Origin of the sequence: Naasia sp. (assembly GCF_025465545.1) — a bacterium.
Taxonomy (GTDB): Bacteria; Actinomycetota; Actinomycetes; order Actinomycetales; family Microbacteriaceae; genus Naasia.
On the sequence record NZ_JAODMK010000053.1, the window covers coordinates 1 to 25560 of the forward strand.

Annotated in this window: 25 protein-coding genes, 2 tRNA genes and 1 pseudogene; 7 read left to right on the plus strand and 21 right to left on the minus strand. The window is 66.8% G+C overall.

What is annotated here, in order from left to right; all coding sequences use genetic code 11:
- Positions 1 to 128 (minus strand): annotated as a pseudogene (locus tag JWR33_RS13385) (SAM-dependent methyltransferase); the annotation flags it as partial.
- Positions 129 to 320: 192 nt separating this feature from the next.
- On the opposite strand from JWR33_RS13385, the gene JWR33_RS13390 reads away from it, so the two are divergent.
- Positions 321 to 1094 carry an SRPBCC family protein gene (locus tag JWR33_RS13390; RefSeq protein WP_297412416.1) on the plus strand — a complete coding sequence of 258 codons (774 nt, stop codon included), beginning with the start codon at positions 321 to 323 and terminating at the stop codon, positions 1092 to 1094.
- A gap of 82 nt (positions 1095 to 1176) precedes the next feature.
- On the opposite strand, the gene JWR33_RS13395 is transcribed toward JWR33_RS13390, so the two are convergent.
- A complete protein-coding gene (locus JWR33_RS13395) occupies positions 1177 to 1644 on the minus strand; it encodes a GNAT family N-acetyltransferase (protein WP_297412417.1) in 468 nt (155 codons plus the stop codon).
- A 350-nt stretch (positions 1645 to 1994) separates the two neighbouring features.
- Complete coding sequence (locus JWR33_RS13400) at positions 1995 to 2402, minus strand: VOC family protein (RefSeq protein WP_297412418.1); 408 nt, start codon at positions 2400 to 2402, stop codon at positions 1995 to 1997.
- Between the two features lie 162 nt (positions 2403 to 2564).
- On the opposite strand from JWR33_RS13400, the gene JWR33_RS13405 reads away from it, so the two are divergent.
- Both JWR33_RS13405 and JWR33_RS13410 read left to right on the plus strand, forming a co-directional pair.
- Positions 2565 to 4115, plus strand: a complete 1551-nt coding sequence (locus JWR33_RS13405) for a molybdopterin-dependent oxidoreductase (protein ID WP_297412419.1) — start codon at positions 2565 to 2567, stop codon at positions 4113 to 4115.
- A gap of 71 nt (positions 4116 to 4186) precedes the next feature.
- Positions 4187 to 4969, plus strand: coding sequence for an SDR family oxidoreductase (locus tag JWR33_RS13410; protein WP_297412420.1), 783 nt, complete (start codon positions 4187 to 4189; stop codon positions 4967 to 4969).
- A gap of 59 nt (positions 4970 to 5028) precedes the next feature.
- Here the strand turns inward: JWR33_RS13410 and JWR33_RS13415 are convergent, their stop codons facing one another.
- The 6 genes from JWR33_RS13415 to JWR33_RS13440 all read right to left on the minus strand — a co-directional run bounded on the left by JWR33_RS13415 (position 5029) and on the right by JWR33_RS13440 (position 9920).
- Complete coding sequence (locus JWR33_RS13415; RefSeq protein ID WP_297412421.1) at positions 5029 to 5235, minus strand: ribbon-helix-helix protein, CopG family; 207 nt, start codon at positions 5233 to 5235, stop codon at positions 5029 to 5031.
- A gap of 75 nt (positions 5236 to 5310) precedes the next feature.
- Entirely contained in the window at positions 5311 to 6588 is a 1278-nt protein-coding gene (clpX, locus tag JWR33_RS13420; protein ID WP_297412422.1) for an ATP-dependent Clp protease ATP-binding subunit ClpX, read from the minus strand.
- A gap of 347 nt (positions 6589 to 6935) precedes the next feature.
- Complete coding sequence (locus JWR33_RS13425; RefSeq protein ID WP_297412423.1) at positions 6936 to 7604, minus strand: ATP-dependent Clp protease proteolytic subunit; 669 nt, start codon at positions 7602 to 7604, stop codon at positions 6936 to 6938.
- 29 nt (positions 7605 to 7633) lie between these two features.
- The gene (locus JWR33_RS13430; RefSeq protein WP_297412424.1) at positions 7634 to 8233 is read right to left on the minus strand and encodes an ATP-dependent Clp protease proteolytic subunit; all 600 of its coding nucleotides are present in this window, start codon (positions 8231 to 8233) and stop codon (positions 7634 to 7636) included.
- 197 nt (positions 8234 to 8430) lie between these two features.
- Positions 8431 to 9789, minus strand: coding sequence for a trigger factor (tig, locus tag JWR33_RS13435; protein ID WP_366074284.1), 1359 nt, complete (start codon positions 9787 to 9789; stop codon positions 8431 to 8433).
- 57 nt (positions 9790 to 9846) lie between these two features.
- Positions 9847 to 9920, minus strand: a tRNA-Pro gene (locus tag JWR33_RS13440).
- Positions 9921 to 10166: 246 nt separating this feature from the next.
- Between JWR33_RS13440 and JWR33_RS13445 the strand changes: the two genes are divergently transcribed.
- Positions 10167 to 10240, plus strand: a tRNA-Gly gene (locus tag JWR33_RS13445).
- Between the two features lie 181 nt (positions 10241 to 10421).
- On the opposite strand, the gene JWR33_RS13450 is transcribed toward JWR33_RS13445, so the two are convergent.
- From JWR33_RS13450 to JWR33_RS13495, 10 genes are all read right to left on the minus strand, one after another.
- On the minus strand, positions 10422 to 11375 hold the full coding sequence (locus JWR33_RS13450; protein WP_297412425.1) for a Gfo/Idh/MocA family oxidoreductase: 954 nt from the start codon (positions 11373 to 11375) through the stop codon (positions 10422 to 10424).
- Positions 11372 to 12448 carry an aminotransferase class V-fold PLP-dependent enzyme gene (locus JWR33_RS13455; protein ID WP_297412426.1) on the minus strand — a complete coding sequence of 359 codons (1077 nt, stop codon included), beginning with the start codon at positions 12446 to 12448 and terminating at the stop codon, positions 11372 to 11374. The genes JWR33_RS13450 and JWR33_RS13455 overlap by 4 nt, the downstream gene beginning before the upstream one ends.
- Before the next feature lie 44 nt (positions 12449 to 12492).
- Positions 12493 to 13506 carry an oligopeptide/dipeptide ABC transporter ATP-binding protein gene (locus tag JWR33_RS13460; RefSeq protein WP_297412427.1) on the minus strand — a complete coding sequence of 338 codons (1014 nt, stop codon included), beginning with the start codon at positions 13504 to 13506 and terminating at the stop codon, positions 12493 to 12495.
- Positions 13503 to 14501 (minus strand): ABC transporter ATP-binding protein, encoded by a 999-nt coding sequence (locus tag JWR33_RS13465; RefSeq protein ID WP_297412428.1) that lies wholly within the window; start codon positions 14499 to 14501, stop codon positions 13503 to 13505. Before JWR33_RS13465 ends, JWR33_RS13460 begins: the two co-directional genes overlap by 4 nt.
- On the minus strand, positions 14498 to 15358 hold the full coding sequence (locus tag JWR33_RS13470) for an ABC transporter permease (RefSeq protein ID WP_297412429.1): 861 nt from the start codon (positions 15356 to 15358) through the stop codon (positions 14498 to 14500). Before JWR33_RS13470 ends, JWR33_RS13465 begins: the two co-directional genes overlap by 4 nt.
- Before the next feature lie 53 nt (positions 15359 to 15411).
- On the minus strand, positions 15412 to 16353 hold the full coding sequence (locus tag JWR33_RS13475) for an ABC transporter permease (RefSeq protein WP_297412430.1): 942 nt from the start codon (positions 16351 to 16353) through the stop codon (positions 15412 to 15414).
- Positions 16354 to 16414: 61 nt separating this feature from the next.
- Positions 16415 to 18028 (minus strand): ABC transporter substrate-binding protein, encoded by a 1614-nt coding sequence (locus JWR33_RS13480; RefSeq protein ID WP_297412431.1) that lies wholly within the window; start codon positions 18026 to 18028, stop codon positions 16415 to 16417.
- Between the two features lie 13 nt (positions 18029 to 18041).
- Positions 18042 to 19121 carry a pyridoxal-phosphate dependent enzyme gene (locus tag JWR33_RS13485; RefSeq protein ID WP_297412432.1) on the minus strand — a complete coding sequence of 360 codons (1080 nt, stop codon included), beginning with the start codon at positions 19119 to 19121 and terminating at the stop codon, positions 18042 to 18044.
- A complete protein-coding gene (locus JWR33_RS13490; RefSeq protein WP_297412433.1) occupies positions 19118 to 19597 on the minus strand; it encodes a RidA family protein in 480 nt (159 codons plus the stop codon). The genes JWR33_RS13485 and JWR33_RS13490 overlap by 4 nt, the downstream gene beginning before the upstream one ends.
- Entirely contained in the window at positions 19587 to 20663 is a 1077-nt protein-coding gene (locus JWR33_RS13495) for a 5-dehydro-4-deoxyglucarate dehydratase (RefSeq protein WP_297412438.1), read from the minus strand. Before JWR33_RS13495 ends, JWR33_RS13490 begins: the two co-directional genes overlap by 11 nt.
- Positions 20664 to 20699: 36 nt before the next feature.
- On the opposite strand from JWR33_RS13495, the gene JWR33_RS13500 reads away from it, so the two are divergent.
- On the plus strand, positions 20700 to 21485 hold the full coding sequence (locus tag JWR33_RS13500; RefSeq protein WP_297412434.1) for an IclR family transcriptional regulator: 786 nt from the start codon (positions 20700 to 20702) through the stop codon (positions 21483 to 21485).
- Complete coding sequence (locus JWR33_RS13505; RefSeq protein WP_297412435.1) at positions 21485 to 22297, plus strand: amidohydrolase family protein; 813 nt, start codon at positions 21485 to 21487, stop codon at positions 22295 to 22297. The genes JWR33_RS13500 and JWR33_RS13505 overlap by 1 nt, the downstream gene beginning before the upstream one ends.
- Before the next feature lie 10 nt (positions 22298 to 22307).
- Here JWR33_RS13505 and JWR33_RS13510 read toward each other — a convergent pair whose 3' ends face one another.
- Positions 22308 to 23297: a hypothetical protein gene (locus JWR33_RS13510; RefSeq protein ID WP_297412436.1), complete on the minus strand. Its 990-nt coding sequence runs from the start codon at positions 23295 to 23297 to the stop codon at positions 22308 to 22310.
- Positions 23294 to 24451, minus strand: coding sequence for an amidohydrolase family protein (locus JWR33_RS13515; protein WP_297412439.1), 1158 nt, complete (start codon positions 24449 to 24451; stop codon positions 23294 to 23296). The genes JWR33_RS13510 and JWR33_RS13515 overlap by 4 nt, the downstream gene beginning before the upstream one ends.
- A 172-nt stretch (positions 24452 to 24623) precedes the next feature.
- Between JWR33_RS13515 and JWR33_RS13520 the strand changes: the two genes are divergently transcribed.
- The coding region (locus JWR33_RS13520) for a carbon-nitrogen hydrolase family protein (RefSeq protein WP_297412437.1) at positions 24624 to 25560 on the plus strand (937 nt) is incomplete at its 3' end.

Genomic DNA, 25560 nt, shown 5'->3' on the forward strand with positions numbered 1-25560 from the left:
ATGTCGAGCAGGTCGAGCCCCGGGCGGAGGTGCGGGATCAGGTAGGCGGCGGAGTTGTCCACCGTGCGCCAGGTGTGGGAGCGGAGCACGCTCTCGTGGTGGCCGTGGATGTAGCGCTCTTGATTCACGGTGAAACGCTAACTCCTTCGCAGGCCCTGCCGGACAACGTTACGTGCGGGCCGATCGAGCCGGAACGGCGCGATCCGAAAGCCGCATCCTCTCCCAGCGCAAGGCCCTCACGCGTCCAGTTCTGCGGCGTAGCGTGTTTGGACGGACGCGGCGCTACGCCCGCCGAATCTCGACGATGCAAAGGAGACACCATGACGAAGGTCGAACACAGGATCCTCGTGAACGTCCCGGTCAGCGTGGCCTACAACCAGTGGACCCAGTTCGAGGACTTCCCGCACTTCATGAACGGCATCAAGAAGGTGACTCAGTTGAGCGACGACCGTCTGGAGTGGGTCGCGGAGATCGCCGGGGTCCGCCGCAAGTGGGAGGCGAAGATCCTCGAGCAGATCCCCGACACGAAGATCGCCTGGGCCGCCACAGAGGGCGCGACCAATGCCGGCGAGGTGACCTTCGAGGACCTGGGCGGTGGCCAGACCTCCCTGAAGCTCACCCTGGAGTACGAGCCCGAGGGCCTCGTCGAGAAGATCGGCGACAAGCTGAACGTGGTCGAGAGGCAGACGGAGCACGACCTGGAGCGCTTCAAGGCGCTGATCGAAGCCGAGGGCTACGCGTCCGGCGCGTGGCGGGGAATCGTTGAGGACCTCCCGGGCACGCCTGGGATCGAGGACGCGGCCGCCTCGCGTGGTGACTCGGGCAAGGCCGGCGTGTCCGGCAAGGCCGTCGCCGCCGCCGGTCTCGCCGCGGCGGCAGCGGCGGTGGGCGTGGCAGCGGTGACGAAGAAGCCGACGCCCGACCTCGAGGTCCTCGACGCCGACGTCGTTCCGGTGGTCGGCGAGTACGACGTAACACCGGCGACCGTTCCCCCGGCGACCGACGGGCCGCTGATGACGGACGTGCTCGACCCCACCGTCGACCCCACGCTGCGAGGCGAAGACCCCGATCGCACGGACACCGCGCTGCTCTAGCCCTTCGACCGAGCACCGACCCGAGGGCTTCTGGCATTCGCGAGGGGCCCTCGGGCCGTTCCTGGCCCCTTGTTCGTCGTCACTACGACGGCTGCAGATCGAGCCGGAAGTAGGCGCTGTGCGGGTCGAGCCGGTAGTCGGCGAACGGGCCGGTCTCCTCGAAGCCGGACCGGAGGTAGAGGCGGCGGGCGGGCGCGAAGAAGTCCTGCGTCCCGGTCTCCAGGTAGAGGTGCCGATAGCCGCGATGCCTGGCCTCCTCGACGAGCCGGGCGAGGAGCGCTGCGCCCACTCCCCGGCCGCGAGAGGCGGTCGCGGTGCGCATCGACTTCAGTTCCCCCGAGAGGTCGTCGAGGTGCTTCAGTGCACCGCAGCCGAGCAGCGCCCCCGTGTCGTCGCGCGCCGTCCAGAACGCGATCTCGGGACGAGCGAGTGCGTGGAGGTCGAGCGCGTGCACGCTCTCCGGCGGTGACTCGGCGAACATATCGGCGAGGTGCTCGCCCAGGAGCCCCGCCACATCCGGCGTCCGAGGATCCTCGCGCTCGATCCGCATTCGTCGCCTCCGCTTCCCGCGGCCGTCCCGCACAGTCATTCTCCCGGCACATCGCCCGCCCTCGTCCCGCCTCGGCGTCGAGCGGCACGGCGGCGATGGGCGAGACGCTGGCGATCGTCGTGCCCGCCGGTCGGTCCGCCGCTTCGAGGAGCCGAGCGAGGCTCACCGCATCGCCGACGACCGTGCACTCATGCCTTTCGGCGCTGCCGAGGATCGCACCGCCAGGCCTGCGCGGTCGCGGCTCCGGAAAGGGTGTGCCCCGGGTGGGGAATCCCATCGGCGCCGCCGTCTCCCGCCCGGGTTCGGCCCGGCACAGGAAGCCTGCGGGCGGAGAGGAGATCTCGCCGAGCCTACGAGGCGCCCTTCCGAGCGCCGTCCGGGCGCACAGCGGCGCGGGAGATCTCCTGCAGCGCCCAGGAGTTGCCGTCCGGGTCCTCGAAGTAGGCGTACTTGATCCCGCCCAGGTCGTCCACCCCGGTCACGCCCACCCCACGGGCGACGAGCTGACTGCGAGCGGCTCCGATGTCGGCGACGACCAGGTGCAGGTTGCGCAGCGAGCCCGGGGTGCCGCCGTCGCCCATTCCGCTCCCGAACACGATCGAGCAGGCCGACCCGGGCGGGGTGAGCTGGATCACCCGCATGCCGTTGCCCGGACGGACATCGTGGTCGAGCACGAATCCGACCTGGTCGGCGTAGAACCGCAGGCTCCGATCCGGGTCCGTCACCGGCAGCGGCACCACTTCGAGCTTCATATCCATTGCAGGTCCTCCTGGGACGATCCTGGCTGATCCGAGTGGAACGCTCACCTCCTACGTCGAAGGGAAGCCGCGAAGTTCGACAGTTCACCGCGCTCGGCACGCCGGTGCGACATCGCCCCGGCCTCTCAGCCCCTACCGGCCCTCCCGGCGTAGCCTCGCGCCATGAGGCGCTTTCCCTGGGGACCGATCACCGGCATCGCCGCCGGGGTGGTCGGACTCGGCGCGGGTGAGCTGCTCGCCGGGATCCTCGGGACCAGCCCGGTCGGCGCGGTCTCCTCGGCCGTGATCGACTTCACGCCCGGCTGGCTGAAAGAGGCCGTGATCGCCGTGGCGGGCACCGCGGACAAGGTCGTGCTGGTCGTGTCGCTCCTGGTGGTCGCCGCGGCGATCGCGATCGGCGCGGGAATCCTCGAGGTGCGCCGGCCGCCGTGGGGCGCAGTGCTGCTCGGAGCCCTCGGCGCGCTTGCCGTGATCGCCGCGCTCAGTCGCTCCAGCGCCACCGAGATCGCGGCCGTGCCCTCGGTCGGGGGAACCGTCGCCGCCCTGCTGGTTCTGCGCGGCCTCGGCCAGAGGGCGAGGACGGCGAGGGCCATCGTTCCGGCCAGGGACTCGCGAGGTGGATCGGCGCCCGCGACGCGAGCGGCCGGTCCGTCCCGGCGCAGCTTCCTGATCTCGGCCGGCATCGCCGCCGCGGTCGGCGTCGCGGCGGCCGTTGGCTCGCAGGCCCTCGCCCTCGGCACCCGCGCCGTCGACGGAGCGCGGCGCGCCATCCGGCTCCCCGCCCCCTCGAAGTCGGCGCCACCGATCCCGGCCGGAGCGTCACTCGAGGTCGAGGGGATCGCGCCCCTGATCACTCCGAACGCCGACTTCTACCGCATCGACACCGCGGTGTTCCTGCCCAATCTGGATCCGGCGGAGTGGAAGCTCCGCATCTTCGGCATGGTCGAGCAGGAGGTCGAGATCGGCTATCAGGAGCTGCTCGCCCTCCCTCTTGAGGAGAGCCACGCCACGCTCACCTGCGTCTCGAACGTGGTGGGCGGCGACTTGATCTCGACGGCGACCTGGCTCGGCTACCCGATCCGGTCGCTGCTCGCCCGGGCACGGCCCAGCGCGAACGCCGACATGGTGCTGTCGAAGAGCTCCGACGGCTTCACTGCGGGAACGCCGATCACCGCCCTCACCGACGAGCGGAACGCGATCCTCGCGGTCGGCATGAACGGAGTGCCGCTTCCCCGTGAGCACGGCTTTCCGGTGCGCATGGTGGTCCCGGGGCTCTACGGCTACGTGTCCGCCACGAAGTGGCTGGTCTCCATGGAGGTCACCCGCTTCGATCGCGTCCAGGCCTACTGGACGCAGCGGGCCTGGGGCGAGCGCGGACCGGTGAAGCTGTCGAGCCGGATCGACGTGCCGAAGGACGGTGCACGGGTCGCCGAGGGAACCGTCACCGTGGCAGGCGTTGCCTGGGAGCAGCACACCGGCGTGGCCGGCGTGCAGGTGAGCGTCGACGGCGGCGAATGGCAGGACGCGGACATCGCCACGGAGCTCACGGTGGACACCTGGCGCCAGTGGCGCTGGGACTGGGCGGCCACGCCCGGCTCGCACGAGCTGCGGGCGCGCGCCACTGACGCGACCGGAGCTGTGCAGGACCCCGTCGAGCGCGGCGTGCTGCCCGACGGCGCCACCGGGTTCCACACCATCACCGTCGACGTGTGAGCCCAGCCGGCCGGCGGGCGTATCGGTAGCGTGGGGCGAGCACCGCGCACCGGGATCCGGAGGAGAGCCACATGACACGAACTGCGATCGTCACGGGCGGCTCCCGGGGCATCGGACGCCGGCTCGTCGAGCGCCTCGCCGCGAGCGGAGTGGATGTGGTGTTCACCTACCGGCGGCGGCAGGAGGAGGCGGAGGGCCTGGTCCGCGCCATCCGAGAGAGCGGGGGCATCGCCACCGCCGCCCGTGTCGAGCTCGAATCTGCGGAGGACATCGCCGCGCTCGTCACCGAGCACTTCCCGGAGGGGCGGCGGCTGGACTACCTGATCGCGAGTGCCGCGGCCAGCGCGTTCCGGCCGATCCCCGAGCTCACGATCAACAACATCGAGCGGTCCTGGGCGACGAACGCGCGCTCCTTCGTGCTGCTCGTGCAGGCGGCCCTGCCGCGCCTCGGCGACGGCGGCCGCATCGTGGCGGTGACCAGCTACGGGAGCACCCGAGCATTTCCGGGCTATGGTGCCATCGGCGCGGACAAGGCCGCGATCGAGTCGTGGGTCCGGCACATGGCCGCCGAGTTCGGCCCGCGCGGGATCACCGTCAACGCCGTGAACGCCGGGCTCGTGGACACCGAGTCGCTGCAGCACTACTACGACGTGCCCGGAATGCCCGAGCTTCAGTCGGTGATCGACCGGGTTCCGCTGCGGCGGTCCGGGAGCACGGACGACATCGTCGGGCCGATCCTCTTCCTGACCGGGCCGGATGCGGCCTACATCACCGGCCAGGTGATCGCGGTCGACGGCGGCCTCACGATCGTCGCCCCGCCGTTCTGGTCGGAGGTGACGCTGCGGGCGCGATAGGGAGCGGATGAAGTGGACGGCAGGGGCGGCCCCGAGAGGGCCGCCCGCTCGCCTTGGGGTCAGACCTCCGCCAGCCGCTTCAGCAGGTCGGCGTCGGTGTCGAGGATACGGTCCAGTCCTGCGGAGATCTCAGCGCGCCGGGTCTCACGCATCACGAGGAGTTCGGCCGCCTGAAGCACCAGCTGGTGCTTGGAGACGTGCCGTTCGTCCGCGAGATGTGAGAGCTGCGCGTTGAGGTCTTCGGGCAACCTCAGAGTCATAGCCATTGCGCGACCCTAACATTCGGTCGAAACTTCACCAAGACGAGGCGGTCCCCCAAAACGAGGACTGCCAGGGGTTCCTCAGGCGGACTTCTCGGCCCTGAGCGGCTTGCGCGGCACGATCGTCGGGGCCGCGTTCTCGAGCACCGACTCGCGCGTGATGATCACTCGCCCCACCTCGCTGTTGGAGGGGACCTCGAACATCACGGGCCCGAGCACCTCCTCGAGGATCGCTCGCAGCCCCCGAGCACCGGTCTGCCGGAGCACGGCGAGATCGGCGATCGCCTCGAGTGCGCCCTTGTCGAAGTCGAGGCCGACGCCATCGATCTCGAACATCCGCTGGTACTGCTTGATCAGGGCATTCTTCGGAACGGTGAGGATCTCCATCAGCGCATGCTGGTCGAGCTGACGCACCGTGGTGACCACGGGAAGACGCCCGATGAACTCGGGGATGAGACCGAACTTGTGCAGGTCCTCGGGGAGCACCTCGCTGAAGAGGTCGACCTCGTCGTTCTTGCTGTGCAGAGGGGCGCCGAAGCCGATGCCCTTCTTGCCCGCACGGCTGGAGATGATCTCCTCGAGGCCGGAGAACGCGCCGGCGACGATGAACAGCACGTTCGTGGTGTCGATCTGGATGAACTCCTGATGCGGGTGCTTCCGCCCGCCCTGAGGCGGCACCGATGCGACGGTCCCCTCGAGGATCTTGAGCAGGGCCTGCTGCACACCCTCGCCCGAGACATCCCGGGTGATGGAGGGGTTCTCCGCCTTGCGGGCGATCTTGTCGACCTCGTCGATGTAGATGATGCCCGTCTCGGCACGCTTGACGTCGTAGTCCGCGGCCTGGATGAGCTTGAGGAGGATGTTCTCGACGTCCTCGCCCACGTAGCCGGCCTCGGTCAGGGCGGTGGCGTCGGCGACCGCGAACGGCACGTTGAGGCGCTTCGCCAGAGTCTGCGCGAGATACGTCTTGCCGCAGCCCGTGGGGCCGATCAGCAGGATGTTGGACTTCGCGATCTCGATGTCGTCGTTGAGCGCCTCTGCTGCGGTGAGGGTCTGGCGGGAGCGGATGCGCTTGTAGTGGTTGTAGACGGCCACCGACAGCGACTTCTTGGCCTGCTCCTGCCCGATCACGTACTCACCGAGGAAGTCGTAGATCTCCCGCGGCTTGGGGAGGTCGAACTCGCTGGTGTTCTCCTCGCCCGCCTCGGCGAGCCGCTCCTCGATGATCTCGTTGCAGAGCTCCACGCACTCGTCGCAGATGTAGACGCCGGGTCCCGCGATCAGCTGCTGGACCTGCTTCTGGCTCTTTCCGCAGAAGGAGCACTTGAGGAGGTCTGCGCTTTCCCCGATTCGCGCCATGCGTAATACCTCCCGGTGCTCACTCTGCTATGAGCGTCGATGTGAAATGAGCCTAACCCGCCCCGGCGACGCAGCGTCGCACAAGGAAACGGACGGTCGGCGCGCCGCGAAACCGTCCCCCGTATCCGTCCCCCGGGTGGCGCCGTTGTGGCGGGCATCCCGCGCTCGGCTCGGTGCAGGCTCGGTGCTCCGGCGATGCCTGAAGGACCCTCGCGAAGACCGACTCGGCGATCGGAGTCACTGCGCCGGGATGTCCTCGGCCCGAGGAGCTCGACACAGACGGCGAAATGCCACCTCCGGCCCTCATTCGCGTGGAATGAGCGCCGGAGATGGCATCTCGGGGACAGCTAGCGGACGAGCGCCGGAACGTTCTTCCGGCTGGTGAGCACCTGATCGATCAGGCCGTATTCGAGGGCCTCGGCTCCGGACAGGATCTTGTCGCGGTCGATGTCCTTCTTCACCTGCTCCTCGCTGCGGTTGGAGTGCTTCGAGAGCGTCGCCTCCAGCCAGGTGCGCATGCGCATGATCTCCCGGGCCTGGATCTCGATGTCCGAGGCCTGGCCGCGGCCGGCGTCGCCGGTCGAGGGCTGGTGGATGAGGATGCGGGCGTTCGGCAGCGCGAGACGCTTGCCGGGCGTGCCTGCAGCCATCAGAACAGCAGCGGCCGAGGCGGCCTGGCCGAGCACGACGGTCTGGATCTGCGGGCGGATGTACAGCATCGTGTCGTAGATGGCCGTCATCGCGGTGAACGAGCCACCGGGCGAGTTGATGTACATCACGATGTCGCGGTCGGGGTCCTGGCTCTCGAGCACGAGCAGCTGGGCCATGATGTCGTCCGCCGAGGCGTCGTCCACCTGCACGCCGAGGAACACGATGCGGTCCTCGAAGAGCTTGGCGTATGGGTCCTGGCGCTTGTAGCCGTAGGCGGTGCGCTCCTCGAAGCTCGGCAGGATGTAGCGCGAGCTCGGCGCCTCACCCGAACCGAACGCGGTGCCACCGAATTCGTAGTTCGTCATGTGTTGTCTCTCGTCCTTGTCTGAAGTGACTACAGCTGCTGGGGCGCGTCGGCGGTTCCGCCGCCGCCGATGACATCGCTCGCGGACTCGCGGATGTGGTCCACGAAGCCGTACTCGAGCGCCTCCTGCGCGGTGAACCAGCGGTCGCGGTCACCGTCCTCGTTGACCTGCTCGACGGTCTTGCCGGTCGCCTCCGCGGTGATCTCGGCGAGGCGGCGCTTCATCGAGAGGATGAGCTCGGCCTGGGTCTGGATGTCGCTCGCGGTGCCGCCGAAGCCGCCGTGCGGCTGGTGCAGCAGAACCCGTGCGTTGGGGGTGATGTACCGCTTGCCCTTCGTGCCCGCCGTCAGCAGCAGCTGCCCCATGGACGCGGCCATGCCGATGCCCACCGTGACGATGTCGTTCGGCACGAAGTGCATCGTGTCGTAGATCGCCATGCCCGCGGTGATCGAGCCGCCGGGCGAGTTGATGTAGAGAAAGATGTCCTTCTCGGGGTCCTCCGCCGCGAGCAGCAGGAGCTTCGCCGCGATCTCGTTCGCGTTGTCATCCCGGACCTCGGATCCGAGCCAGATGATGCGGTCTCTGAGCAGTCGGTCGAATACGTTCGGCGCCATTATCGGGTCAGCCATCGGCGGATGCTCCGTTTCTGTTGTAAGGCCTCGAATCTATCGAAGCCGCTCGGCACGTTCTGCGCTGTTCGCCGTGGGCAGAGAGTGGCGCGGCGTCCCCAGGCCCGAACGCACGAGTGCCCGTTCCGGCGCGAAGTGCCCGATGTGCGGGTCACTTCCCGCCGGAACGGGCACGTGCTGGGTCGGTTGGTTCGGGGTCAGTGGTTGTGACCCTCGTGGCCGTGCGCGTCGTTGAGCGCCTCGGTTGCGGCGGAGACGTCGAAGGCGTCGTCCTCGTCGTTGGTCGCGGCGAAGTCGGACAGGTCCACCGGGCTGCCGGCGGTGTCGACGACCTTGGCCTTGCCCAGCACCACCGCGAGAGCCTTGGAGCGGGTCACCTCGGCGATGACACCGGGCAGCTGCCCGTTCTGCTGCAGGACCTCGGCGAACTCCTGCGGCTGCATGTTGTACTGCTGCGATGCCTGGATGACGTAGTTGGTGAGCTCGCCCTGGCCGACGCGCACCTCTTCCTTCTCGGCGATCGCGTCGAGCAGGAGCTGGGTGCGGAGCGTCTTCTCGCTGGCCTCGGCGACCTCGGCGCGGTGGGCCGCGTCTTCGAGCCGGTTCTCCTGCTCGAGGTGACGGTGCACCTCATCCTCGATGAGGGAGGCGGGGACCGGGATGTCGACCTGCTCGAGGAGCAGCTCGACGACCTTGTTGCGGGCCTCGGTCGCCTGGCCGAATGTCTTCGACCGGGCGACCTGCTCGCGCAGCTGGGTCTTGAGTTCCTCCAGCGTGTCGAACTCGCTCGCCATCTGGGCGAAGTCGTCGTCGGCGTCGGGGAGCTCGCGCTCCTTCACTGCGAGGAGGTCGACCGTGATCTGCGCGGTCTCTCCCTCGTGGTCGCCGCCGAGCAGCACGGACTCGAACGTGGTCTGCTCCCCCGCGCTCAGCGCGTCGAGCGCCTCGTCGATGCCCTGAATCAGCTCGCCGGAGCCGAGCTCGTAGGAGATCGCGTTGGCGGTGTCGACCTGGTCCTCGCCGATGGTGGCGACGAGATCGATCTGGGCGAAGTCGCCGGTCTTGGCCGGACGGTCGACCGTGACGAGCGTGCCGAAGCGGGCGCGGAGGCGCTCCAGCTCCTCATCGATCTCGGCGTCGGTCACCTCGGCGGCCTCCACCGTGATGGTGAGCTCGTCGTAGGCCGGCAGGTCGAAGTCGGGGCGGACATCGACCTCGATGCTGAGCTCGAGGTCGCCGGAGAAGTCGGCGAGCTCGGGAAGCTTCGTGACGTCCGCCTCAGGGCGACCGAGCGGGCGGAGGTCGTTCTCGGCGAGGGCCTCGCGGTAGAACTTGTCCATGCCCTCATTGACGGCATGCTCGATGACCGCGCCTTTGCCAACGCGCTGATCGATGATGGGCGGCGGCACCTTGCCCTTGCGGAAGCCCGGAATGTTGACCTGCTCAGCGATGTGCTTGTAGGCGTGGTCGATGCTGGGCTTGAGGTCCTCCGGGGGGACGGAAATCGCGAGCTTGACGCGCGTGGGGCTCAGCTTCTCGACGACGGACTTGACCATGGTGAATTCGTTCCTGATCTTCGGGGGATTATGGCTCGCGTGGCAGATTCTGTTCGGTCGGGGCGACAGGATTCGAACCTGCGGCCTCCCGCTCCCAAAGCGGGCGCTCTACCAAGCTGAGCTACGCCCCGGTCACGGGCGACCGTATGACCGTGATCGGGCGGAACCCGAGAAATGGCCTGGTCGAGTCTAGCCGAGTCGGGCACGGGCACGTCTGGGCGTCCGCCCCGAAGCCGGCGATGGACCGCTCTCCGAGACGAGCGGGCGCGATTCCGGGCGGTGCCCCGACGACCCGGACCTCGACTGGCGGCAGTTGCGCGAGGAGGCGATGCGTTAGACTCGTTGGCGCTGTGCGGGCGACCGAACGGCGCCCCTTCGGGGACGTAGCTCAATGGTAGAGCCTCAGTCTTCCAAACTGATTACGCGGGTTCGATTCCCGTCGTCCCCTCCACGATCGTTCCTCTCACCAGCAGTTCTTCTTGCTCGCCGGGACCCCGATGCGGCCGCAGCTGGTTGGCGTGAACCGATCCCACGTACACGCCGGAGCAGCTCTGCGCACGACTTGTGGTCCGGATGCTCACACCCTCGATGCTCGCAGGGGCAGTGCGGCTCACGCCGAGAAGCCTGACCGTTCAGACCCGGACGGCTCCAGCCCCGAGCGCGGAACGTTCGGCCGCATCAAGGGCCGCCAGTCCCGGCAGCAAGCTCCTCGCTGATGCAAGTGAAGGTGCGCCGCCGATCGCCGCCACAAAGTCAGCGAGTTGGGCCTGAAACCCCCTCGCGAGCATCTCATCCTCGGGCAGTTCGAACACGATCTCGCCGTTCTGGGCGACTGACCGATAGCAGTCGAACGTCAACGTCGCGTCGGTACCGATCAGCACGAGGTCGTGAACGGCGTGTCGGGAGCTGAACGACATCGCCGATGTCGCCCGCGCGCCGGACTTGAACTTCAGCTGCATGCTGAAGTCATCGACGACACCGAAGGCGCTTCGCACCGAATCGGCCTGGCAGTACACCTCGTCTGGCCGATCATTGAGCAGATCGCAGAGCAGGTCGATGCTGTGCGACCCCCAGTGCGAAATGAGGAACGCGGGCAACTCGCTCCACCAGGGGAAGTTGTCCGCACGGTCGACGAGTCGACGCTCGATGGCTTGCACGGGTAGGCCAAGGATGCCGTCGGAAATCGCCTGGCGGGCCCAGGCGAACATGGGCAGGAATCGAAGAACCTGCCCGCCCGTGATGACGACATTGCGCCTCTCGGCTGCCGCGATCATCTCCTTCGCCTCTGACAGGTCGCGGGCGAAGGGCTTCTCGACGAGCACAGCACAACCGCGCTCGATCGCGTCCAGAGCGTGGTCTCGGTGGAGCGCCGTCGGCGAACTCACGATCACCCCGTCGACCGGGCCGGGTAGGTCGTCGAGGGCGGTCCCCCACCACGGGCAGTCCCATTGCTCAGCGAAGGCTTGAGCCACCGCGGGATCGAAGTCTATGGCCGCGACGATTTTCACGTCATCGAGGGCGCGAGCGGCCGCAGCGTGTTCGTGCGCAATCCGGCCGGTACCGATGATCGCAAGCGAGCGGGTCACGCGAGGCCGATCTGCTCGAGCTGCCGAAGTGCCGTGGCAACATCATCCTCGGTCGTGTACGCGTGCGGCGACAGTCTCACCCTGCCGTCCCGCGCCCACACCGTGGTGCCGGCGTCGGAGAGCGTTCGCGCGATCTCGGCGTGCTTCGGAGTCTCGAAGGCCACTATCGACCCTCGCGGCGCGTCGGGAGCGAGCACCGCCGCCCCGAGTTCGAGCAGCCCGTCCCTGAGGCGAGCAGTCACCTCGCGATTGTGGTGGACGATTTCGTCACGCAGCCCCGCCAGTTGCTGGAGGGAGGCGTGCAGCACGGCGAGTGCGCCGTAGTCGGGAAGGCCCTCCTCGTACCGCCGCGCATCGGGGTACGGCTCTTCCGATGCGGGGGGCGGCGGGAAGAGGTCGACAACGCTGCGATAGCCGACGTACGGCGGGCGGGTATTGCTGAGAGTGCGCGGGTTGACGTAGAGACCCGCTGCACCGTGCAGGCCCAAAAGCCACTTGAAGGACGCCGCACACACGAAGTCCGCGTCACCCACCTCGAACGCCACCGATCCGAGTGCCTGCACCGCGTCGAGGAAGACTAGGGCACCCAGCTCGTGCGCCCGGGCTACCAGCGCGTGCGTGTGCAGGCGCTGACCGGTGCGGAAGCTCACGACGCTCGCCACGACGAGCCGGGTGGTGTCGTCGATAGCCGCGATGACGGCATCCTCATCAAGAGTGCCGTCTGCAGACAACCCGACCGAGCGGACAACTATCCCCCGCGTCTCGAGCAGTCGCGCGGCAAACAGGGCCGTGGGAAACTCGGTCAAGGGCACCACGATCGAGTCGCCCGGCATCCACTCGATCGATTTCACCACGGCGTCGAAGCCTCGAGATGTTGACGCAACGAACGCGATGTCGGCCGGGGGTACCGCAAGCAATCCGGCGAACGCGAGTCGAGCATCGTCCTCGATCTCGTCGAAGACTGCTCGGCCGCTCGAGCCCCGCGACTTCGCGTCGAGGTAGCGCTCGTACGCCGCACCAGCCGAGTCGAGCGGAAGGCCCTCGGCCGCACTGTTCAGATAGGCGCCTGGCACTGGATGACGCAACAGGGACCGCACCCGTCGAGCAAGGTCGTCCGTCACCGGGCGGTCTCCGCACCAGCCAGGGCGGGAATCTCGTCCCCGAAGTGGCAGGCGACCATTCGGCCGTCTTGGGCTGGACGATCGTCGGGGCGTTCCGTCGTGCACCGCTCGGGATTGCCCAGAGCCTGCCGCGCCCAGCAGCGCGCCGCGAAGTTGCACGCATCGGCCCGGGGCGCCGTCGCATCGACTTCGTTTCGGACCCACGGTCGATCTATCCTGACGCCTGGTTCGTCACGGGGTGCGGCGGAGAGCAGCATTCGGGTATATGGATGTCGTGAGCTCTCCATGATCTGGGCTCGTGTGCCGAGCTCTACGAGTCGACCCATGTACATCACGGCGATGCGATCGCAGAAAAAGTTCACGACTCGCAGGTCGTGCGTCACGAAAACGAGGGTGAGGCCGAGACGGCTCTTCAAGTCGTTGAGCAAGTTGAGCACCTGCGCCTGGATCGAGACGTCCAGGGCGGAGACGGGCTCGTCGGCGACGATGACACCGGGTTCCACTGTCAATGCACGGGCAAGTACAACCCGCTGCCGCTGGCCGCCGCTGAATTCGTGGGGGTAGCGATCGAGCATGGTCTCGTTGAGCCCGACCTGCTCCATGAGACTGACCATGGCCGCTTCCCGCCCGAACCGGGAGAGTGGCCTATGAGCGAATCCGTCGGCGAGCGCGCTCCGCACCGTTCGGAAAGGGTTGAGCGACGCGAAGGGATTCTGGAACACCATCTGTACCCGCTGGCGGAAGGCTTGGCGTGCGCGACGCCCCATCCTGCGGGTGGGCTCCCCCTCGTAAAGCACTTCACCCGAGGTCGGCCGGTCGAGGCCGATAAGGATGCGCCCGAGTGTCGTCTTGCCTGAGCCGCTTTCGCCGACGATTCCGAGCGCTTCGCCCTGCCGGACTTCGAAAGAGACTCCGTCAAGCGCGGGGCGGGTGACACCCCGGCGGAAGCTCCCTCGCGCACGAAACACCTTGACGAGATCGCGCACCTCGAACACTGCTGTGGCCGTCATCGGACTCCCTCTCCGGCGAAGTGGCACGCCGCCCAGTGTGTCCGGGACTCGTCCGGCTGCGGATCCTCGTTGACGCAGATCTCAGGCTCCCCTTTGGACTTCCACAGTGGACAGCGGGGGTGGAATCGGCAGCCCGACGGCCAGGCCTCCGGTCGCGGAGGCTGGCCGGAGATCGCGTCGAGACGTTTCGGCGGATCGCCGCCGAGGGGCAGCAGGCTCGCGAGCAGGCCTTGGGTGTACGGATGCTGCGGCTCAGCGAAAACTTCCGCGACGGTCCCCGACTCGACGATCCTCCCCGCGTACATCACGAGCACGCGATCGCAGATCTCGGCGACCGTCGCGAGGTCGTGTGTCACGAAGATGATGCTGGTGCCGCCGTCCCTGATCTGCTTGAGCAGGGAAAGGATCTGCGCCTGAACCGTCACGTCCAGCGCGGTCGTGGGCTCGTCGGCGATGATCAGCTTCGGCCCCAGGATGAGACCCTGCGCAATCGCGACGCGCTGCTGCATTCCGCCGCTGAGTTCGTGGGGATACCGCCTGAGGTTGATTTCGACGTCGGGCAGCTGCACATCCCGCAGAGCCTGCGCGGCGCGCGCCCGGAGCACTCTGCGCGAGCGCACGCCCTCATGATCCCGCACGACCTCCGTGATCTGCTCAAGCACAGTGGTGACCGGATTCATGGTCGCGAGCGCGTCCTGAACGATGAGGGAAATCTCGCTGCCCCGGATCTGCCGCAACTGCGATTCATCGAGGGCGGAGAGGTCACGACCGTCGAACTCCATCCGGCGAGCGCGGACCCGTCCGGGTGACGGCACCATGCGCATCAGCGAAAGACCCAACGTGCTCTTGCCCGACGCGGACTCGCCGACAAGACCGACGATCTCCCCGTGACCCACCTCGAACGAGACGTCGTCGACAGCCCGCACGGCGCTGCCCCGAACGGGGAACTCGACGGTGAGGTTTTCAACGCTGATGAGCGGTTTGATCTCGATCATGAGCGGGTTCCTCCCGAGCGCGGGTCGACGATATCGCGAAGCCCATCGCCGAGCAGGTTCACCCCGAGCACGGCGATCACTACGACCGCTCCGGCCCCGATGGGGAGCCAGGGGGCGTCGTACAGGTATTGCCGGCCCTCAATGAGGAGCGAACCCCACGACGGCGACGGAGGCTGCACGCCGAGACCGAGGAATCCGATGGATGCTTCATCCAGGATGCCCCACGCGAACGCCGTCGCGACCTGCACGATGAGCACGGGAAGCACGCTCGGGAAGATGTCGCGGAAGACGATGGAGACTCCGCTCGACCCGAGACCCTTCGCCGCCTCAACGTAAGGACGGTGCCGCACGGCCACCACCGAGCTGCGCACGATCCTCGCGAACTGCCACGTGTACACCGCGATAAGCGCGACGGTCACAGACAGCGCGGAGGGACTGAGCAAGGTGACGATGCCCAGAGCCAGCACCAGTCCCGGGATGGCCAGCATGATGTCGACGACTCGGGTGAGCAGGACATCCACGAAGCCGCCGAGATATCCCGCCAAGAGACCGATGATCGTGCCGGCAACCAAAGATCCCCCGACCGCACCGGCGGATACCAGAAGCGAGACCTGTGCGCCTGCCATCACGCGGGACAGGATGTCGCGCCCGTACACATCCGTCCCGATGGGGTGCGCCAGGTCGGGGGGGCTGAACGCTGGGCCTGCGTTGAACGTCATCGGGTCATAGGGCGTCCAAAAAGCACCGACAACTCCGATGAGCAGCACGATGGCGGTGAGGATGGCGCCAAGGAACGCCCGGCGGTGGTGCACGATCGCGTGAAGAGTGATCCTTCGCGCGCCCCCTGTGGGAAGCACGCGCACCCTCAGGCCGGGTGTGCGGCCAGGCACCATCGACGGAACCGAAGCCATCAGAGCCTCACCCTCGGGTCGAGCGACGCGTGGACCACTTCGGTCAGCAGGTTGATCACGATGTAGATCACCGCGATCACGAAGATCAGCGACTGCACGAGCAGGTAATCCCGCCGCACAGCCCCCTCGATGAGCAGACGTGCCACCCCTGGCCAGTTGAACAGCTGCTCGACGATCACCTGGCCACCGATGAGAGTGCCGAGCTGCATGCCGATGACGATGACTACGGGCAGGATCGCATTGCGGAGGAGATACCTGCGTGAGATGGTGCCGGGGAGGAGCCCTCGGGTCCGTGCCTGCACGATGAACGGCTCGTGCGCGAGCTCTGCGGTGGACGCGCGCACCATCCGCGCTAGGAACGGCGAGAGCGTGATGCCGAGTACTAGGGCGGGCATCAGGGTCAGGCGAAGGCTCTGCCAGGCGTTGTCCTCGAAGGCCACGTAGCCACCTGTGGGGAACCAGCGGAGCTGAACCCCGAGAACCAGAATGAGCAGGGTGCCGACCCAGAAAGCCGGCATGGACAACCCGATCAGCGCTGCTGGCGAGAGGATGCGGTCGAGCCACCCGCCCTTGTGCTTGCCTGCGAGGTAGCCAGCGGGGAATCCGATGAGGATGACGAAGAATAGGCCGGCGAAGGTGAGTTGGAGTGTCGCCGGGATGCGGGCGATGACGATCGGCGTGATGTCCTGCCCAGAGATGAGAGAGACGCCGAGGTCGCCGGTTACGAGACCGGACAGCCAGCTCCAGTACTGCTCCAGGAGCGGGCGGTCGAGGCCGCGGTCCGCCCGGATCTGGGCGACGAGCTCAGGGGTCCCGTTGGGACCGAGCATGCCTGCAATCGGATCACCCGGCACCGCGTGAACGTAGAGGAAGAGCAGCACCGTTAGGGCGAGCAGCAGCGGAACGACGATCAGCAGCCGATTCACGATGTACCGAAGCACAGTCTCCTCGATTCGATGGGGGGAGGGTAGGGCGGCCGGTGTAGCCCGGCCGCCCCGGGAATCAGTTCTTCAGGCTCGCGTAGATGAGCGCCCGGTTGGACGCGTCCGCCCGCGGGTAGAAGCCCGAGAGCTTGGGCGAGGTACCGATGACGGCATACTGGGCGCCCGTCGTGATCATCGGCTGCTCATCCAGGATGATGTCCTGCACCTGGCGGTAGAGCGCGGCCGCCTCATCAAGGTCGGACGTCTCCTGGGCTTGGGTGATCAGCTTGTCGACCTTCGGGTCGCACCATTTGGCCAGCAGGTCGTTGGCCGAGCCGTCGCACATGAAGGTCTGTGCGAAGTAGATGTCGGTGGTCGCATAACTGTTGCCGCCGTGGTAGAAGGTGAACTTCTCGGCGGCGACGTCGGTCCAGAAGGTGGCCGCATCGTACGCCTCGGGGGTCACCGTGATGCCGAGCGGCAGCAGGTATTGCTGCAGCATCTCGGTGTTGCAGCGCGCCTGCGCCCACCCGTTCTCATAGGGCACGGTCATCTCGAACGGAGTTCCGTCCGCCAGGCCGGAGACGCCCTGTGAGACCCGCACTCCATCGGGGCCCTCCACCCAACCGGCGCCGTCGAGAAGTTTCGCCGCAGTCCGGAGCGCCTCATCCTTCGAGACGTCGAATCGCTGCTCGCCCTCGACGTAGAACGACTGGTCCGGAAAGATCAGGTCTCCGAACGAGACCGGACCAATGCCTTCCCAGCACGTGTCGAGGCGGTCCTGGCGGGGCACCATATAGGCGACGGCCTGGCGAACGTCGACATTGTCGAAGGGCGCCTTGGTCTTGTCCATGCCCCACGAGACGAGTCCAGCGCTCGGAGCCTCGAAATACTGAATAGAGCCTGCCTCGTCCAGGCGCACAGCATCGGCGGGCGTCATGTTGTACGTCATATCCACTGTGCCCGTCTCGAGGGCAGTGGCGTTGGCCGTACCGTCGGTGCTGAAGGTGTACTCGATGGTCTGCAGGACCGGGTACCCCTTGTTCCAGTAGTTCTGGTTTGCCACCAAGGTCGCGTGACTGCTCGGCACGAACTCCTTCAGGCTCCACGGGCCCGATGTGGCCACCGGCTGGGTGAAGTAGTCGGGGTCGGCCTCTACGGCGGCCTTCGAGAGGATCGCCGCCTGCCCGGTGGCAGCGAGTGAGTTGAGGAATACGCGACTGGGGGTGCTGAGGGTGACCGTCACCTCCTTCTCGCCCGTGGCCTCGATGCTGTCCACGACAGCGAACGATGCGGTCAGCGACTCCGAGGCTCCCGCGCGTTCTAGCGAGAACACGACGTCGTCGGCAGTGATGGTGGTGCCATCACTGAATGCGGCGTTCTCGCGGATCGTGAAAACATAGGTGAGACCGTCGTCGGAAAGCTTCCACGACTCGGCGACCATCGGAATGAGGTTGTTGTCCCCGTCGTAGTCGACGAGCGTGTCGTACATGAGCTCGGTCATACGCAACGAGGCCTGCGTGACGGCGATGGCCGGGTCCAAGCCGGCCTGGGGCTCGGCGGCGACGATGCGCAGATCCTGCGAGCCCGCGTCCTTACCTTCGCCTCCACCTTCACCTCCTCCGCAACCGCTGAGTAGTAGCGCTGACGCGAGAATGCCCGCGCTGAGTGCAAGTGTTGATCGCTTCGTCATGCCGTGCTTCCTTTCAATCGTGATCGTTGGTGCATGAGACAGCCCTGGTGTCACGCACGTGGCCAATCACGGGCTGCGCGTACGCGAACAGTGCTGGTAGGCCGCCTGTGTGCAGGAACACGACGGTCTTGCCGTGGTCGATGCGCCCGGCGCGAATATCGGCGACGAGGCCGGCGAAGGCCTTGCCGGTGTAGATGGGGTCGAGCAGGGTGCCCTCCAGCCGGCCCAGCAAGGCGATGGCGTCGAGGCCGTCGTTGGAGGGGATGCCATATCCGTCGCCCACGAAATCGAACCGCAGCTCGATGTCGTCGCGACCGATCTGGGTGGTGACCCCGAGGATCTCCGCGGCACGGTGAACCAGGGCGACAACCTCGTCGAGCGGGATGTGCGCCTCGTGATCGGGGCCCAGCGGGGAGACTCCTACCACACGCGTGCTCAGTCCGAGCAGTTCGCAACCGATGAGCAGACCCGCCTGGGTGCTGCCTTGCGACGCGGTATAGATGGCGTCGAGTTGTAGCGGGTCGGTCATCTGCTCGACGAGTTCGAAGAGGGCTTCCACGTACGCGACAGCAGCCAATGCGAGCGCTTCGTCGGCACCCATGCCGGTTACATAGGGGTGGCGGCCTTCGGCCCGAAGTCGATCGACCAGAGCCGCCTTCGCCGCGATGGTGCTCTCGCCCGCCCCGATGGGGATGATGGTCGCCCCAAGCAGATGATCCACGAGGTAGTTGCCTTGAACCGGATCGCTATGGGCATCGAGCTTCGGAAGCAGGAACGTCTCGAGACCGAGCTTTGCGCCCGCCGCGGCGAGCTGACGCGAATGGTTGGACTGGGCGGCCGATCCCTGCACGAGACAGTCGGCACCCTCGGCAACCGCGCGACCGAGCACATACTCGTGCTGACGCACCTTGTTGCCGCCGAATGCGAGTCCGGTTAGGTCGTCGCGTTTGATGAGAATGCGCGGCCCACCGAGTTCGGCCGTCAGGCGCGTGCAGTCGTCGAGAGGAGTCGGCAACGCGGCCAGGCGCACCCTCGGCTGGGAACGCAGCCGCTCACGCACGGCGGCGATGGTGGCACGCTGCTCCTCGTTCATTGATCGGCCTCAGGGATGAGCCGGATGGTGGCCTCGAGTTCCACGGCCGACCCCCCGGGCAGCGCCGCGACACCGATGGCGGTGCGAGTGTGCTGTCCGGCGCCGCCGAGCACCTCGATGAGCAGCTCGGACGCGGCATTCACGACGTCGGGCTGTGAAACGAAGTCCGGGGCGCTCGCGACGTACCCCGTGAGCCGCAGCACACTGTGGACCCGCTGCAGCCCCACAGCCGCCTCGATCCCGGCGAGTACTTGCAGCGCGCACAGGACGGCGGCCTTCCGCCCGTGCTCGATGTCTTCTGCGGTGCGGAGCGGACCTGCGAACTGCACCGAACCATCGAGCGTCGCGGTCTTGCCCGAGAGGTAGAGCACCCCGGCGTCCACCCGAGCAGCGAGATATGGGTGACGCGGCGCCCGCTGCGGTGGAAGCTCGAGCCCGAGCCGCCTGAGCCGCTCCACGATCACGTCACTGGTCATCGAAACGCCCCCCCACGAGATCGAGGCCGTGTCTCATGATCCGTTCGAGTTCAACGAGGTCTTCTCGGGTGGGCGCCGCGAGCGGGGCGCGAACTGGACCGACGCGCTCCCCCCGCATCCTCGCCGTTGACTTGATGAGCGACACGGCGTAGCCCGGAACACGGTCGCGCAGGGCCACGAGCGGCGAGTAGAACTCGCGGAGCAAGGTGTCGATGAGTACCTCGTCGCCCGTGCGAGTCGCCGCAAAGAACGCGCCAGCGACCTCGGGTACGCAGCTGTTGACTGCCGACGAGTACGGGGAGATGCCGACCGCCGCGTAGGCCCGGTACTGGATCTCGGCGGTGAGGGCACCATTGAAGAAGAGAAACCCCGGATCCGCATCCAATGTCATGCGCTGAAGTTCAACGAAGTCGCTGCCACCGTCTTTGAGCCCGATGACTGTGGGAATCTCGGCGAGCCGCTGGAGGGTTTCGGTCGTATAGGCGACCTGACCCCGCTGGTAGAGCACGACCGGGAGGTCCGTCTGTTCGGTGATCTTCTCGACCTGTGCGATGAGTCCGGCCTGAGGCGCACTGATGAGGTAGTGGGGCATGAGGAGGATCGCGTCCGCGCCCTCATCTTCTGCGATGGCAGCGAATCGGCGTGCGAGCGCCCATCCGTAGCCCGCTCCCGCGATGACGGGGACAGTTCCGTGCACTTCGTCAACGGCGGTGCGAATGAACGCCCGGTACTCGTCCTCGTCCAACGAAGGGAACTCGCCCGTGCCGCAGCAGACGAAGAGACCCCCGACGCCGCTGTCCAGGTGGCGGCGGAGATGTGCTCGGAAACCGTCGAGGTCGACGCCGGACCCATCCTCTGTGAAGGCGCTCAGCGGGAAGCCGAGCACGCCGATCCCCGATCGGTCACGAAGGCGGGCCGCGAAATCTGCGGCTCGCTGCTCGCGTGGCCTACTGGGAGCAGTGGCGAGGTTCAACTTGTCTCCATGTGTAGTCAATGTATCTATACTGAGACAGAGGCTACTGTACGAGATGACACAAGCAAAGCTTCTTCGGCCCAGCGAACGCATATCCTGGCCGACAGGTGTTTTCAGCGAGGAGGATCGATGACCGACATCGGGGTCCGGCCCGTCAAGTCCGCCGTGCACGCCATTGAGGTACTCGAGTTCCTCGCTGCTCGCCAAGACAAGCCGGCCCGCATGCGGGAGATCGCAGAGGCCACCGGGATCCCTCGCAGCAGCTTGTACGCACTGCTTCGGACCCTCACCGAACGCAGCTGGGTGCGGCGCGACCCCACGGGGACCCTGTATGGCGTCGGGCTGCGCGCGCTCATGGCGGGTATGAGCTACCTCGACTCCGACCCCGCATTGCGCATGGTCAAGCCGTGGCTCGAGCGACTCAATGAGGAACTCGGCGAGACGGTTCACGTCGGGCGACTCGATGGGCCCGACATCGTGTACCTCGCGACGAAGGAATCCTCGCAGTACCTGCGGGTCATCAATCGCGTGGGTCGCCGGTTGCCGGCCTCAACCACGTCCCTGGGGAAGGCACTGCTCGCGGCCCAACCGGCCGAAGGATTGGAATCGCACCTCCTTCGTCCCCTGCCTCGCCTGACCGACCACACGATCACCGATCGCGCTCAGCTCGAGGCTGACCTGCAGGGCATCCGCAGGCGGGGCTATGCGATCGACCTGGAGGAGAACACCACCGGGCTCAAGTGCTTCGGCTTCGCCCTGCACTATACGAACCCCGCCGTCGATGCCATCAGCTGTTCGGTGCCGCTCGCGAGACTCACTCCCGAGCGCGAGAAGACGATCGTCGAGGTGATGGCCGCCGCCATCGCGGAGATCGAGCGGCAAGCGCCGCCGCAGAACGATCTCGCGGGGTTCTGATGACGAAGACGGACGCGCTGGTGGATGACGGGCATGTCCACATCACCGCTCGCGGCGAGGGCACTGGCAGAAGCGCGCGTGATCTGATCGCCGACATGGACTCGGCCGGCGTGCGCCGCGCCGCCGTCGTGACTCCCTCGACCCTCGGTTGGGACAACACCCTGACTTTCGACGCAGTGGCCGAACATCCGACGAGGTTCGTCCCGATCGCCCGTGTAGACCTTCGCGCCGCCGACGGCCTGGACACCCTGCGCGAGGTCGTTCGAGATGGCGCTGTCGGCGTCCGCATCACCACCTTCGGCGAGAGTGACCTCGGTTGGCTCCTTGAGGAGCGCATGACGGAGTCCGCGCGTGTGCTCGCCGCGAACTCGATCGTCGCCGAGTTTCATTGCGAGCCGGAACAGCTCCAAGCCGTGGGCCGCTTCGCGTCCGCACACCCGGGCGTGCCCGTGCTCATCGACCACCTGGGGCGTCCCGTTGCCGGGGGCAACGGCCGTGTCGGCGAGCAAGCCTTCCTGAACCTTGCGCAGCTGCCCAACGTGTTCGCGAAGTCGCCCGACCTCGGATTCTTCTCGACAGTCGGCTATCCGTACTCGGATATCGCTCCGTTCATCGCGACGGCGATCGATCAGTTCGGAGCGGACCGCATCATGTGGAGTTCGGACTGGCCGCAGACGCAGGACGAGGGCGAGTATCGCCTCTCCCTGGACGGCATGTTGGCAGCGCTGGCTCGGCGTACGGATCACGAACGGAACGCCGTGCTGTCAGGAACCTTCACGCGGCTCTTCGGCGCCGCCCAGTCGAACGGCTAGCCGACGGGCCTCAGTTGCAGATCGCGCGCTGCGGGTTGCTGGTCACGAGCTGCTCGAGTTCGCCCTCGTCGAGTCCGGCGCGACCCAGAAGCGGGAGGAACTGCTCGAAGAGGTACGCGTAGCCACAGCCGCCGTTCACAGCGAGATGTGACTTGACACACACGTCGTGCGAGAGGAGCACGCGGTCGAGGTAGCCCGCCCGCACGAGCGCCATGATCTGGCGCACCCAACGATCGACGATGGGCGCACTGCCGCCCCTGATCGTGTCGAATTGAAGCCAAGTACCGCGCCTCGCCAGATCGAGGTGGTACTCCGGGATGTCGATGGTGGAGCAGTGGCCAGTGATGATGCGATAGGGCGGGACGCCCTCCGCCTGAAGAATATCGAGCACGTCCCCACCCACAGGCCATTTGGATGCATGGGTGGTGACCGTGGCGCCGGTCGCGAGATGCGCGCGTCCCGCCGCGCGGATCGACCGCTCCTCTCGGTCTGAGACGAACCACTTGTCTGCGCCGACTTCGCCGATGATGCCCGCACGAACGTCCGTGCCGGGAAACCCCTCGACCAGGTCGCGCACGATGTCGGCGGCCGTCTCGTCGATGCTCCTGCGATCGAGGTCCGCGGCAAGATACGGGTCGCGGTAGTGCCCGGTGCCGAGGACAATCCGGATGCCGGTCTGGTCCGCGAGCGCGGCTATCGCGGCCACGTTCGCCGCGGACCGAGTGTGATCCTCCGGGAAACCCGAGGCAGCGGGCCCGCCGTACAGGCCGCGTGGGTCGGGGGCCGCACCCGCCGTGAGCTCGGCCGTGGTGAGCTCCACGAGGGTACCGCCGCCCGCGCGCACGAGCGCGGCCAACTCCAACTCAGCGACGCCCGCGTCGTTGAGCAGGCCACCCGCACGGTCCTCGATCATCTCGTTGATGAACACGTGCTCGTGCGGGAGGACCCGGCCGAGGTCGGCGGCCGCGACTGCGCCACCCGTTGTCATCACCGTGCTCACCAGGCCGTCACTCCCGCCCGAGCGACAACCCGACCCTCCTTGCGAACTTCCCGGATGGCTCCGATCGTCCTTGAGCCCTCGGTGATGACGCCCTCGAGCACGATGAGATCCGCAAGCTTCCCGGCCTCGACGCTCCCAAGCCGATGATCCTCACGCAGGGCTCGGGCGCCGGCCAAGGTAGCGAGCGAGATGGCCCCGGCCGCATCTGTGCCCAGGGCGACCATCCCGCACCTCACGGTGTCGCGAAACCCGCTGAACGGGGTGAACCGCACGCCCGCATCACTCGCGATCACGACTCCGATGCCCGCCTCGATGAGCCGTCTGGCCCACTGATGATCGGCGTACAGATCGCCCCCGCTTCGCGAAGTCGAGAGTGCCACCTGTCGTGCCACCTGGTCAGCATCATCCGGGTCAGGCAGCAGCTGTCGGGCAATGCCGGCCATGGTGAGCGTCGCGACAGAACCAGCGGCGCGCATCGCGACCAGATCCTCTTCGGTGAGGTCCGGTTCGCCTTGCTCGTTCACCCATCCGCAGTGCTCAATCGTGTCGATGCCTGCCGCGATGCTGCGACGGACGGCCTCCGAGTTCAAGGCGTGAGCGGCGACCGGCTTGCCGCCGCGATGCGCTTCAAACACAACCAGCTTCAGCTCGTCCACGGTGTACTGAGGAAGTCGCTTGTTGGACTCGCGGGTCATGTTGCCGCCGCTCGCCATGACCTTGATCACGTCCGAGCCCTCCCCAACGAGGGTGCGAGTGAGGCGGACGAGCTCATCCCGCGAATCAGCAAGGCCGCCGAGCCAACCCAAGTGGCCAGCTGTGATCGTTACGGGAGTTCCCGCGGTATGGATTCGAGGACCCGGCACTACTCCCTCGTTGATGAGGTCTCGCACGCTCCCCACGATGCGGTCCCGGTCTCCCAGATCGCGCACCGTCGTGACTCCTGCCCGAAGGCATTCCAGGCCATGTCGGATCGCAGTCGCGATCAGCCGATCTCTGCTGGAGCCGACTACTGCCGCCCTCGTCACCTCGTGGTCCGCCTGATAGTCGAAGAGCAGGTGTACATGCGCGTCGACGAATCCAGGAGCGATGGTTGCCTCCCCCAGGTCAATCGCCCCGCTCGGCGCGCTCCGCGCAGGTCGAACCTCGGCGATCATCCCGCCTTCCAGCCGGACCGCGTGGCGAAGAAGCGGAGGAGACCCGTCTCCCACCACGACGGAACCTGCTACCAACCACTCGTTCGCTGGCGTCACAGAGCCCTCCTTTTCGACACTTTGTCTACATATGAAACCGTTGCTTCTATACTCAGACAGACGTTAGTGTATTCGCATGGCCCGTCACGTCACCGTGAGCTGCGCAACAGCTCCCGCATTGCCGCTCGGTGCCGAGGTGAGCATCGAGTCTGCAGTAGAGGCCGAGATCACGCATTGGACCGCCCGCATCGAAGCGGTGCTCCCCGAGGATCCCGACCTCATCGTGCTTCCTGAGGCAGCGGATCGGCCCTCCGTTGAGACGTTCGGCGGTCTCGACCGCCAACTGGAGTACCTCGAGCAGCGCGGGACACGCGTGCGCGAGCACCTCGCAGACATCGCGCGAAAAAACCGCACCATCATCGCCTACTCGGCATTACGTCGCGACGGAGAGCTCGCCCGCAATCGCACCGAATACCTGGGTCGCGATGGTGAGGTGGTCGGCGGGTACGACAAGAACCACCTCGTCATCGAAGAGCACGACGAGACCGGACTTGAGTACAGCGATGAGGTGAGCGTCGTGGACCTCGACTTCGGTCGCGTCGGCACGGCGATCTGCTTCGACCTGAACTTCGACGAGCTCCGCCAGCAGTATCGCGGTCGGGGCGTTGAACTCGTCGTCTTCAGTTCCGAGTACCACGGCGGCCTCATGCAGAACTACTGGGCATACTCGCTCCGCAGCTACCTGGCCGCGAGCATCCGTCCGCCGGCGCCGAGCGCCATCGTCTCTCCGCTCGGTGAGACCATTGCTGAGAGCACGAATTACTTTCCCCAAGTGACGCAGCGCATCAACCTCGACTACGCGCTCGCTCACCTCGATGGGCACTGGAACAAGCTCGCCGCGATGAAGGCGAAGTACCGAGACGGGGTCAACATCCATGATCCGGGTCGGCTCGGCTCAGTGCTGATCACCGCCGAATCACCTGACCTGGGAATTGACCAGCTGCTGCAGGAGTACGAGATCGAACCTCTCGACGATTATCTGGATCGCACCCGCCGACATCGACGAGAGGCGA